Annotated in this window: 9 protein-coding genes; all 9 read right to left on the bottom strand. The window is 58.4% G+C overall.

Going from position 1 to position 12,534, the window contains the following annotated elements; genetic code table 11:
* Window positions 1-50 precede the first annotated feature (50 nt).
* Window positions 51-1,523, bottom strand: a complete 1,473-nt coding sequence (locus K5880_RS19840) for a UbiA family prenyltransferase (protein WP_297656507.1) — start codon at window positions 1,521-1,523, stop codon at window positions 51-53.
* 220 nt (window positions 1,524-1,743) lie between these two features.
* A complete protein-coding gene (locus tag K5880_RS19835) occupies window positions 1,744-2,832 on the bottom strand; it encodes an acyltransferase (protein WP_297656504.1) in 1,089 nt (362 codons plus the stop codon).
* Window positions 2,833-2,858: 26 nt separating this feature from the next.
* Entirely contained in the window at window positions 2,859-4,901 is a 2,043-nt protein-coding gene (locus K5880_RS19830; protein WP_297656502.1) for an acyltransferase family protein, read from the bottom strand.
* A gap of 108 nt (window positions 4,902-5,009) precedes the next feature.
* Complete coding sequence (locus K5880_RS19825; RefSeq protein ID WP_297656500.1) at window positions 5,010-6,266, bottom strand: glycosyltransferase family 4 protein; 1,257 nt, start codon at window positions 6,264-6,266, stop codon at window positions 5,010-5,012.
* A gap of 10 nt (window positions 6,267-6,276) precedes the next feature.
* Window positions 6,277-8,220, bottom strand: a complete 1,944-nt coding sequence (asnB, locus tag K5880_RS19820; protein WP_297656497.1) for an asparagine synthase (glutamine-hydrolyzing) — start codon at window positions 8,218-8,220, stop codon at window positions 6,277-6,279.
* A complete protein-coding gene (locus K5880_RS19815; protein WP_297656495.1) occupies window positions 8,220-9,122 on the bottom strand; it encodes a glycosyltransferase family A protein in 903 nt (300 codons plus the stop codon). The genes asnB and K5880_RS19815 overlap by 1 nt, the downstream gene beginning before the upstream one ends.
* 39 nt (window positions 9,123-9,161) lie before the next feature.
* Window positions 9,162-10,184, bottom strand: coding sequence for a polysaccharide deacetylase family protein (locus K5880_RS19810; RefSeq protein WP_297656492.1), 1,023 nt, complete (start codon window positions 10,182-10,184; stop codon window positions 9,162-9,164).
* Window positions 10,185-10,229: 45 nt separating this feature from the next.
* The gene (locus K5880_RS19805) at window positions 10,230-11,207 is read right to left on the bottom strand and encodes a glycosyltransferase family A protein (RefSeq protein ID WP_297656489.1); all 978 of its coding nucleotides are present in this window, start codon (window positions 11,205-11,207) and stop codon (window positions 10,230-10,232) included.
* Window positions 11,208-12,288: 1,081 nt separating this feature from the next.
* Window positions 12,289-12,468, bottom strand: a complete 180-nt coding sequence (locus K5880_RS19800) for a hypothetical protein (protein WP_297656486.1) — start codon at window positions 12,466-12,468, stop codon at window positions 12,289-12,291.
* Window positions 12,469-12,534: the final 66 nt, after the last annotated feature.

The raw sequence follows: 12,534 nt of genomic DNA, 5'->3' as shown, positions 1-12,534 counted from the left end.
GGGTGTTTAGGGGGTGGGCCGAAACTTACTTCACATGTGTGACTTGATGTTCAAATCGACAGCATCGTGGACGCAAACAGAATGCCAGCAATCGCAAGGCTTGTTGCCCATGTCTCAGGATCCTTGACCGCAAAAAAGATGGGGTCCTCATCCATGTAGCCTCTCGCCGTGACAACCCAGAGACGCGTCACCCATAGAAGCATCAGTGGGGCGATGAGCCAGAGTATCTCCGGCGATCGATAGAGTTCCGAGACCTCGGGGCTGTGGATGTAGAGCGCGAGCACCAGGACAGAAAGGTAGCCGCTGGCAGCCCCCAAGCTTTGAAGCACGACCACGTCTTCGGTCGCATATTCGCGACCACGAAGTTTTCCAAGAGATGCGCCGGTGGATGCTTCCTTTTTCCGCAATTCGACCAATTCGGCGACCCGCTTGACCAAGGCCAGGGATAGAAAGATGAACATCGAGAATGCCAACAACCAGAAAGACAGGTTGATGCCCGTTGCCAGTGCGCCCGCGACAATGCGCAAGGTATACAGGCCAGCCAGCACGATCACGTCCAGACTGGCCACTCGCTTGAGCCACAGCGAATACAACAGAGTCGTCACCAGATAGGTGCCGAGCATGAGCTGAAAGCCAATCGGCAGAAACCATGCGACACCCAGCCCTGCCGACAGAAGCATCAGCAATGCCACTGAGCCTGCTCGCGCGTCAATGGTACCGGCCGCGAAGGGGCGCAATCTTTTCTTGTGATGGTGCCGATCAGCGTCGAGATCGAGCAGGTCGTTGATGATGTAGGTGGCCGATGCGCAGGCGCCGAAGCTCAGGAACGCCAGTGCAGCTGCAACCAAAGCATGTCCGTTCAGCAATTCGTGCGCCGTGATGATCGGAACGAACAACAAAAGGTTCTTGAGCCATTGTTGCAAGCGGATAGCGCGAGTCCAGGTTTGCCAACTACTTCCCGGATCTGGGATATCCCGGTGCGGTATCCCTATCGCAGCCACTTGGCGGACGAGACGGGACGGGGCGTTGACAGTCACGGCCGCACCGGACTTTCTCCAGACAGACAGATCCGCCCACCCGTTGGCGACGTACTCGAACTGGCCGACACCAAACTCGCGCTCCAGCAAGGCGGCCTTGTTGTGTCCACTCAGGTTCTGATCTGCGGTGGTCGCCAGCACTGAGTCGAAGATGGGCAAGTGCTCTGCCACGTGCCTCGCCAGAATCTCATGGCTTGCCGTGACCAGGATCACAGGTCGAGTGGCCTGCCTGGCGCTTTGGATCAGATCGATCACTTCCGAGCGGTATGGGAGCACAGACACATCGATTTGCCCCCATTGCGCCAGTTGGTGTTTCAAGTGGCTCCTGCCCAGGAGCAACCACCAGGGCAGCAGAAGGACCAGCCAGGGCCGCAGTTTTAAAGCGGCCAGCAGAGACTCGAATGTCAGATCAGTGCGAATCAGTGTTCCGTCCAGATCGACGCACAGAGCATTTTTGGCCGACATTTCAGCGGCATTTCGCTTCATCACAGCAGTATATTCGGCCAAAATTTAAGAAGTTCTCAGTCAGATGGCAAAAGCGTGAACTGCTCAATACGGTTGCCTATCCTGAGCAAGTCGCCGCCTCACTTGCACCGAATGCGTTGCTTGAAGCGGTCCCTTGCTGACAGCTTGGCGTGGGCGAGCTGTGTGGCACCAGCGTCGATGCACGACTTGCCTCAGGTGCTCTGGATTCGCCGAAACACCCCTATGCAAGTCGCCGATTGCCCAGTATCGATCCGACGCGAGCCGTCAGTCCGATTTCCACCCACCTCCATGAGAAGACCGCAACCACCACGGAAGCAGCGACGACTACCGAGGCAAACAACGGATAGCTGGTGTAAAGAGGAAGGCCGGAGGTGCTTTCCAGTTTGGCCGCCAGCAGGACCATGATCGCCATCACGGGGATGTGCGCGAGGTACAGCGAAAAAGACACCCGCCCAAGCAGCATGGGTAACCAAGTTCGGGTCCAGGTTCCGGTCGTTTGCAGTGAGGAGATCATCACCAGGCCCAGCGCAGCGCAATAACCCATGAAGATGTGACCTGTGGTGAATGCGAGCAAAGTGAGCATGAGCATAAGCATGGATATGGATCGACTCCAGCGAACAAGCCCTGTGGGCAACGTGCCCGTGAGAAGGCTGGTCAGCGCTCCCAAGCAGAATCCCATCAAACATCTAGCGAGTGCCCCGGGCCCACTGATGACGTCCAGCGTGCCATGGTGACGAATGAAAGACCACACGCACGCCAGAAGAATCACCACCAAAACGCGGAGGCCTGACCTGCTCAGCGGCACCACGGCCATGGCGAGCAGTGGCAACAAGAGATACGCGGCCATTTCCATGGCAATGGACCACAGCGGCACGTTGTATTGGATTTCCAATCCCAAGATTGACTGCGCCATGGTGACATGCAGCAAGATGCTCGCAAGATGTTCGCCCATCTCGTACTTTGGCCCCTCTCCCCTGATGCCGACCAAGAACCAGACCAAGATGGCCAGGGCCAACCAGACGACGTACGGGGGATAGATCCTCAGGAGCCGGCGTCGCCAGAAGTGAAGCAATACCTCGCGGGACGGATGGGCCAACGACACGCCATAGCGGCGCATCAGAATGAATCCGCTCAGAATGAAGAATATATCGACAAACAGGTAGCCGCGCTGAATCAGCGCGGTGAGAGGCCCGAGCGAAACGTTCGGCGAGGTCAGTGCGCAGTGGTAAAGAACCACCATCAGCGCAGCCAAGCCTCTCAGTGCGGTGTGGGCAGTGATCTCTCCGGCCTCGGGGCGAATGATCTCCATAAACAGGCCCCTCTGAAGTTTACGAATCATTGTTTCATCGTCATTTGCTCTTGCGATGGTTTCTGCATGTTGCCATATATCTCCTTGATGAAAATCTCGCGAAATAGGCTTTTGGCGGCACTTTTGGTCAGGTGATCACCATCGTAATAAGCTGGTATGCCTTCTAGTGCAACCCGACACTCATAATTGCCACACATCGCTGGTATGGGGTCTATCAGGTGAACACGAGGATGGCCCCTGAACTGGTCAAACACTGATCTTGCGCCAGACTGCCTCGCACGAACTGCTTCAATTGATGGGGGGGCAGGAGGTTCAATACCCCAGCGCTCCTTGAGAATCAAGGCATTGGGGACGTTCCAGCCCACTTCGGGCACTCCCTCAATAATTATCACATTACGCCCACTATCGAGCAATTGCTCAATGGTGCGGCGAAATCCGCGCTCAAAGATCTGGTGAGGATTGCTGCCGGTTTTGTCCAAGGCATCTCGCACAAGCAGCAAATTGTATTTTTCGGTTTCCTTTTTTCCGTCAATATCCGTGCCAGACTCGTAATAGGCCCACCGTGCATGCAGAATCACGGTCTTGACATCGGTTCTTCTCAATACCTCACTGAGAACTGCTTCTGTAAAGTCCGTGCATCTGGGTTCGATCAGACGGAATACGCCCGATAAAGGCGGGCATATCATATTCATCATCAACCCGGATTTTCCTGCAAGGCGCGCAGAGTCGCTAATTTCAGTGGAAATGGAGAGCGCATGAGAGTCACCCATTAAGATGAAATCATAGTTGCTTGTTTCTCTATTGATGGCGCCGATCGGGCACAAGCCAAACTCCATCCAAAGCGGGGTGCAGTTTGAGGGGGTTTCGGCTCTATCATTTGCGGCATCTACAATCGCCTGCTGCTCGCTGGGCAGGCGGAACTTCCAGCTATCGAAGCTTGCAATGCCGATGGCCAATGCGGCGACAAGGGTCATTGTGCCCCCAGAGTATCCAAGTATTTTGTATGTACTGGCTGTGCTGGAGCGAAACGGCTGCTCAATGAATCGCCAGGAGAAAATAGCGCACGCTACCGAGATGGCAATAACCAAGATCGCCATCGAATAAGTCAGTGTGGCAGTATTGGAGAGGTACTTGGTAAATACTGCGACAGGCCAGTGGACGAGGTACAGCGAATAGGAGATTTTTCCGACGAAAACCAACGGACTCCACTGCATGAATGACAGTGCACGCACCGGCTTGCCATGGCCCAATGCAATAAGCATGGCTGCACCGAGACAAGGCGCGAGCGCGGTCCAGCCTGGAAACGGCATGGATTTTGAGTAGAAAAAGAGCGGGTATAGAAGAAGGGCAATCCCGAGAATCGCAATGATTTCACGAAATGGGCTGGATCCAATGCGAATTTGGGATGAGTAGATTGCCAGTACTGACCCTATCCCCAACTCCCATGCCCGAGTTGGCAGTAAATAAAAGGTGGCGCTCGGCTTCAAGTACACCATATATGTCGCCAGTAGAAACGACAGCAGCGTAACTGCAAGAACGATTTTGCCTATATGACGGGGAGTGTACTTGTAGATGACAAGAATCAGCAGCGGGAATAGAATATAAAACTGTTCTTCTACAGCAAGAGACCACGTGTGCAGTAGCGGGGCTGACTCTACGGCTGGGCCGAAATACTCAAGCGCAGACTTCCAGAACCATATATTGGATGAGAAGCCAATGGCTGCCGCTGCTGATTTCCCAAGGGCATTCACCTCCTCTGGCTTGAAGACCACCCATCCAAAAATCATCGTGATGCTGACCACCGCAATGAGCGCCGGTATTATCCTTCTGGCGCGACGCTCATAGAACTTCATTAGGGAAAATTGTTCTTCCCAAACTTCTCTGATGATAATTTTTGATATCAGAAAACCAGATATCACGAAGAATACGTCGACGCCGACAAATCCACCTGGAATGAAACTTAGGCCCGCATGAAACAATACGACAGGAATAATCGCAAATGCGCGAAGGCTGTCTATATCTCGCCGGTAACCCATGTTATCCCCGTGGGTGGACAAAGTTGTCGACATGGATTTGGCCTTCCTGCTTTCTCAAATGGACAAGTTCAAGGGTTTATTGATGCCTGCGCGTGGGGACTGGCGTCGGTCGGGCAGTACTGGTAAATCGGGTCGCGGACGTCACAGGGGAGTGGCCGGCCGAGCAGAGGGCACTGCCGTTTCTGCCCCGTTGGTCGGGGTGAGCAATACCATCAGTTTCTGCGCTTCGATTCTGGCATCGTGAGCTTTGCGCACTGAGGTCTTACCGGCGTTCGCCATTGCGGCCATTTGCGTGGGCTGCAATGCGAGGCAGGCCTTCATCGCGTTCGCAAGAGCGGTTGCATCGCCCGGCGGGACCAGCCAGCCGGTGTGCCCATCCCGAACCAGCTCCGGTACGCCGGCGACCCATGAGGCGATCACAGGTCGTCCGAGCGCAAGGGATTCCATGATCACCACAGGCAGTCCCTCGGCGAAGCTCGGCAGGATGAGGGCGCGCGAACCGATCAGCCATTCGCGGATCGTTTCTCCGGACTGCCAGCCTGTGATGTTGACGAAACGCTCGATGCCGAGTTCGTGGCAGCGTTGTTCGATGGCGCCTCGCAGTGGGCCGTCGCCGACCATCACCAGCCGGCAGGCGTGGCCCTGGGCGATCAGCCGGGCCAGTGCGTCGATCAGGACGAGGTGCCCCTTTTCGCCCGACAGCCGCCCCACCGTCACGAACTGATCAACGTCGGGCACGTCCGTGTGTTCATGTTCGAGAAAGTCGGCGCCAATGCCGCAGTGGACAACGTGAATCTTCTGCCAGTCCTCGAACGGTATCCAGCGCATCATCTGGGCGCGGCCGTACTCGCTGACCGCCACCACGAACGTGGCGCGGCGGATTTTCTCGGACAGCTTGATGGCCACGGCGTTGTCCGTTTCCACCGTGCCATGCGCGGTGAAGCTGAAGCCGATTCCACTCAACTCGGCAGCCAGCATCGCCACTTCGGCGGGATTGCTGCCGAAGTGGGCGTGCAGGTGGGTGACGGCTGACTCGCGCGCCCATTTCGCGATCAGGGCGGCCTCCAGCAAATAGATCCAGTGCACCGGTATGGGGCGGTCGCCGTGCCACCCCATCCGCGTGGCGAGCGCGAGAGCGCGCAAAGTCCGCCGCGGTGCCCGCAGGAGGACCTCCAGCATGGCTCCGAGCATCGAGGGGAGCCCGCTCGCCAGCACTTGGCGGGTGCGGCTTGCCTCGGCTTGGTCCGCCGGGTCGGGCCAGTCTTCGTTCGAGCCCCGGATGGCGAAACGCTCCACGGGGATGCCTGCGCTCTCCAGTGCTTCGATTTCGCGGCGAATGAAGGTGTGGCTGATCTTGGGGTATTCGCTCAGCACATAGCCGATACGGTGCTCGGGCATGGTCTGCTGCTCAGATGGTGATTCGATGAACGCGGACCCAGCGGATCAGGGCGTACAAGGCCCAGATGCGGGTCCAGTAGAGGCCTTTCGCGCCCGCGCTGAAAGCTCGCCACAGTCTTTCGACCGCCTCGGGCTGCAGGCCGGCGGATGCCACCAGCGGCGCGTCCAGCAGCGTGGCGCCAACTTCTTCGCCCAGCGAACTTTTCAGCCAGCGGTTGAATGGCAGTTCGAAGCCGGACTTAGGCCGTTCGAACATTTTGGGGTCCAGCCCCTTGAGGCCGGCCTGTCTCAAGGCGCGCTTGGTCTTCAATGGAAAAAAACGGTCACCGGTATCCATGCGGCTGACCACTGAGAGCAGTTCCTTGTCGACGAAGGGCAGTCGCGTCTCTAGCGACGCGGCCATGCTGGCTGCATCGGTGTCGCGCAACAGGCGCTCGCCCAGGAACATGCGGTGCTCCATGGCGCTGATGGCGTCGAGTGGCACTCGTGTCTTGATGTCGGCCAGCATCGCCGCGCGGCGAATGGTGGGCAGCCCGTCCGGCAGAAACTCGCTCCGGATGCTCTCGTGCAGCAGGTCGAGCTGGGTCTGCGGGAGAAACAGGGCGTAGGCGATCTGGTAGAGACCGAGCAGCGAGCCGCCTTGTTCGATCATGGCAGGCAGCTTGGCCCATCGGGTCTGGGGCGAATAGCCGTGACTCGGCTGGCCGAAGAGCCCGTCGGCGATATAAGCCGCAAGTTTAGTGAACGCGCCAGGCAGCGTGTCCAGCGCTTTCAGCCCGGCATGCAGGCGGGGCAGGTCGGAAAACGACTGGTAGCCGCCAAACAGCTCATCGCCACCGGTGCCCACGAGCGCCACCTTGAAGCCGGCATCGCGCACGGCCCGCGACATGAAGTAGGAGTTCAGGCCATCGAAACTGGGTTGGTCGAGGCTGTCCAGGGCTGTTTCCAGGTGATCGAGGAACGACTGCTGCGTCAACAGGATTTCCTGATGGCGGGTTCCGATCGCATCAGCGACCTGCCTGGCGAAGAAGGCTTCGTTGCGATCCGCTTCTTCGAAGACCAGTGTGAACGAATTGATTTCGGCGGCGCCCGCGCGTTTGGCCAGATTGGCCACGGCTGAGGAGTCGATGCCGCCTGAGAGGAAGATGCCCAGGGGCACGTCACTGATCATGTGGGCGCGGACCGACTTCATCAGCGCGGCCTCAACCTCTGCCTGTGTGGCGGCGGGTCCCCCCGTCGCTTCGGGATGGCGCCAGTAGGTGAACCGGCGCAGCAAGCGCCCCTGTCCGTCGAGCCACATGGCTTCGCCGGGCAACAGCGACTCGATGCCTTTCACCGCAGTTTCCGGTGCGACCGTGAAGCCGTTCCACAGCACCGAAGCGACCGCTTTGGGGTTGAGGCGGGGGTCGTGGATCAGCCTCGAGGCCAGCAGAGGGCGGACCTCAGATGCGAAGGCAAACGACCAGTCTCCTGCTCCAGAGGGATTCGCCGCGAAGTACAGCGGCTTGATGCCCATGGGGTCGCGCGCAATCAACACCTCGCCGGTGGCCTTGTTCCAGAACGCAAACGCGAACATGCCCCGCAGGTGTGGGAGCGCACTTTCACCATGGGCGGCCAGCATCCGCAGCAGCACGGCTGTGTCACCGGAGGACTGCAAGGCCGCAGGCGCATCCGGCAGCTCCGTGCGCAGGGCCTGGAAGTTGTAGATTTCGCCATTGAGAACGGTTGCATCCCCGGTCGCTGGATGGACCATCGGCTGGGCACCCAGCGGTGACAGATCCAGGATCGACAGCCGCCGATGCCCGAACATGGCGCAGTGTCCGCTTGGATGGAGCGGCGATGTCCAGTAGCCCTCGCCATCGGGTCCACGCTGCCGCATGGCGTCCGTCATGCGGCGCAGAGCCGCCTGATTGCTCTCGGTTGGCGCACCGATGATTCCCGCGATGCCGCACATCAGTGGCCATGCTCCATGGATTGAAGCGCCTTCTCCTTGCCCATCAGCAGGCTGCGCCACTGGTACTGCCGCAAGAAGCGTCGGAAGGCCGGGTTCTCGTAGCGTGGCTTGCGCTGGAGCGCCGCCTTGATCCATCCCCAGAGCATGGCCGCGCTGCCGACGATGTAGGGCTTCTGGTTGACGCGAGAGAGTGCGCTGGCGGCCATGAACAAAAGGCCGGTGCCCATGAAGTACTGGCCGTAGCCATGACGCATCCTGCCCACGTAGATGCTGTCCTGGCTGGACCCCATGGGCCTTAGATGGACAAAGCGCAAGTCCGGCTCGTCCCAGCTGCATGCCATCCAGCCCCGCATGCGGCACAGGTGGTTGTCGATACCGTCCCACATCACTTCCCTGACAAAACCGCCGATAGCCTGAAAACACGTCGTGCGGTAGAACTTCGTCATGCCCAGGGACGTGTCGTCTCCATGTCGCTCGGGTTCGAGCTGGCCGTTCTCCATGACATAGGCCTTGCCGCTGCAGGTGGCCAGACGCGCGTTGGCGTTCATGCGTGCAATCAGAATCTCGAAATACCTGGGTGGAAGACGCAGGTCGAGATCCAGCTTGCACAGGAATGTGTAGTCGGTGGGCTCAATAGCTTCATAGCCCGTATAAAAGGCGTCGATGACGCCTGGACCTACCGCCCGATGCCCGCGGTCTTTTCTTGTGACGATCTGAATCCAGGCATGTTTCGCGGCGTACTCCTGCAGGATCTCCGGAGTGGCATCGGTCGATCCATCATCGACAATGACCCATTTCGTCGGCAGAGTCGACTGGGCAATTACCGTGTCCAACGTCTCACGCATGTAGCGGGATTCGTTGCGACAGGGGGAAATCAACACGTACGTGTTTTCACTTTTCATGCTGTCCAATCTCAGTTGGTTCTCTGGGGTACAGAGCGCCTAGGACATGCCGGGCAGCAGGCCAGTCATGCGCAGAAGGAGGCCACTCGATCTGAATGTGCCAGCGGCATTCTTTCCATACCCGCTTTGAAGATCAATCCGCCGAAGGCTGTACGGATCACTGTCTTTCGGGTTGATGCCGTAGCGCGTGGTCACTGCAAACTCGTAGCCTGCCTGTCGCACACACGCACTGACTCTCTCATCATAGTCGCCGTTCGGATAACAGAATGAACGTACTTCGTGATCTATTTGCGCTTCCAGCAGATCTCGGGAATGCCTGATTTCGTGGTGGAGCGCCTCATCGGAGACCAGCGGCAGGATAGGGTGGCTTTTGCTGTGCGAACCGATCTCGTGGCCGCCCGATCGCATCTCCCTGATCTGGTCCCAGGTCATCATCCCATCCCAGTCCGGGCGGATGTGAGACCCCGTGAGCTGTTCCAGTCGACCCACGTGCCCAGCTCGCTCCCCAGGTTCGAGCAGTTTGGCGGCAGCTATCGCGGCATTCACCGGGTCGGAAGCATGGCCCTGCACACCCAGTCCGGAAAGCCAAGTCTGCAAGGCGGAAGCATCACGCTGCTGGAGCTTTTGCACGGCATACGCGATTTTGTCGTGCCAGAGCACTTCATTGCCTTCAATGGCGTCGGTGACGACAAAGAAGCTTGCGCGAACGTTCAGTGCATTCAGCACGGGCAAAGCAAAGAGGTAGTTGTCAAGCTGGCCATCATCGAAAGTGATCGCCAGCAGCGGTTTCTCAGGTCGCTGATCGGACTGGTGCAGTCTTGCACTTTCGTGCAGGCTGCCAACCGAATAGTGCTCCTGGAAAACTTCCAGGAAACGCCTGAGTTCCTCCGGCGTCACCGCTATTCCCGGCAACGGATATTGCGCCAGGATCGAGGCGGGCAATACGCGGTGGAAGGTCGCTATGGTGAGCTTGTTTCTCGCTCGGAAAGCAGGGCACGTGAGATGACTGGCATGCAGAATTTCCGCAGCCGTGTCACGCACGAAATGCTTGAATTTTCTCAATGTGGACTCCGTGCACCTTTGAAGCGTGGGTGGGAGGGGTGCGAGCTATTTGTATTCGATGATTCGTGCGGACTCGCCTTTGATCCTGGTCCAGTGAAACTTCAGGATGCCCACGGTTTCTGCAAACTTTCCAGCGAGCATGAACCATGCCGTGAAGCGCGAACCGGTTTTCCACCAGAGACGACAGAATTGAAGCGGGTAGATGGCGAACAGCGCCAGCCACGCCGGTCCCCAAACTAGCGCCAGAATTACAGCAATGGCGGGAATGCCCGCACCCCACGCCAGTGCCCTGCGTGTCTCGGCGACGCAATGGCGCTCGGGAGGGTGTCCGTGCAGCCAGGAGCCTTCCGCATAAGCATGCCCCGCTCTCATGCTGCGTTTCCACCACTGACCGAAACGCGTGATCGCCGCGTCGTGCAGCGTCATTTCATGGTCCAGGCGGTGGATCGACCAGCCCTTTTGGCGAAGGCGGACGCAGAGCTCCGGTTCTTCGCCCGCGATCATGCCATCGCGGTAGCCGTTCACCGATGTAAAAGCGCTTGCGCGCATCACGGCATCTCCGCCGCATTGGCGGGCTTCGCCGACGGGTGTGTTCCATTCTTGGTCGCATAGCTGGTTGTAGATGGTTTGCGTTGGAAACCGCTCCCGTCGGCGACCGCAGACCACGGCACAACCCGGATGGTCGCGCAAGAACGCGGTACTGGCCTCCAACCAGCCGGGCACGACTTCACAATCACCATCTACAAACAGGATGTATTCGGTAGCCGGTTGATGTTTCAGCAGGTGGAATGCACCTTGGTTCCGGGCTCGGGCAGCCGTGAACGGGGAAGACAGATCAAGCTCGACCACGCTGGCGCCCATCTCCGCCGCCATGCTTCTTGAATGGTCGGTCGACCCGGAGTCGACGTAGACGATCTGCCAAGCGAGGTGCCGCACGGAATCCAGGCACAGCCGGAGTCGCTCACCTTCGTTTCTGCCGATTGCCACCACTCCCAAGGATGCGTCGATCTGAGTGGGTTTCATGGAGTTGATAGCTCGGTGCGCTCGAGATACCGCTGTTTTCTCCGCAGCGCATCTTTATTCAAGGATGGGGCGGACATCGAGCCACCACAATTGGTGTGCCATGACAGGAGCCATTGACGGCGAAACATGTTCCCCCCGGTCTTGTTCGGTACAAATTTTCTTGCTTGAATTCGATAAGATGGATCAGATAACCGCAGCCCCATGGAGGGTGAGGCATCAAGGTGCTTGCTTGATGGAAATTTAATCATTGATCAATATCTGCTCGTCGCAGGTTGCTGGTCTTTGCCACAATTCGTCTCGCCTCATCTGACGCCCAGTGGGCAACAGGGACTCCAATTGATCTTGTTGATTATCTTCTCCAAGCGGCTTGACGCTCTGCCACAGAAATACGTTCTCCATGTGCTCGGTCTTTTGTCACATGGAACCGATCGTGGTGGTACCAGGGACGGTGTGACGCCGCGTGCTCGCAGCGTTGTATCAGCGGCGCGCCACCCGCCGCTCACTTGGCGATCTGGCCACCATCCTCAAAGCGCCGGCGGACTGCTCGTCACGCGTTGAAATTCGACCACCGGGTGTTGCGGAGAACGGAGTGGCAACTCATCTGCATCAAACGTAAAAAATTGTGACGCACTGCAAGAATAGATGTGCAGCCTTGAGTCTCGGAGGTGGCGCGTGCGTGGCCTCGACGCGCGTTCGCAATTGCACAACTTCTTACGTAGGTTAACCTGAAGTGATAGGTCGCGGCAGCCAGGTGGAGATACTCCGTTCAGCTGGTGGCTTCGGCCGCTTGTTCTGTTCGATCTACTTTCCATACGGCTGGGTAAGCGACACTGCATTCCGACCGCGCTTCTGCCCAGTTTCATTGAGTAGTTTTGCGGGTGGTTGTGCGGCGAAGGTGTCGATTGACAGACTCACCGCCGCGTCTTTGATGAACCCTATATGACTACTCCATCCATTCCAACGCTCGCGTCGCGAGTTCACCCATCCGGTTTGCCGCTGGCTTTCCTGTGCTTGGCTGTGCTGAGTGCCTGCGGCGGTGGCGGTGGCGGTGGCGGTGGTGAGAGTTCAAGCGGGGGCGCCATCATAGGTGATGCCATCGCCCAGACACCCGCGCCGAAGCCACCGGCGCCAGCACCAGCACCAGCACCTGCACCTGCACCGGCACCGGCACCGGCACCAGCACCAGCACCAGCACCAGCACCAGCACCAGCACCAGCACCAGCACCAGCACCGGCACCGGCACCGGCACCGGCACCGGCACCGGCTGGGGCCCCTACTGCTGTTCTGCAGGCAAGCCGCTTGAGTGGTGTTGCTCCGCTGGCCGTCA

It is taken from the genome of Hydrogenophaga sp., assembly GCF_025699295.1.
Classification (GTDB): domain Bacteria; phylum Pseudomonadota; class Gammaproteobacteria; order Burkholderiales; family Burkholderiaceae_C; genus Hydrogenophaga.
This window is presented reverse-complemented; position numbering and strand designations above follow the sequence as displayed.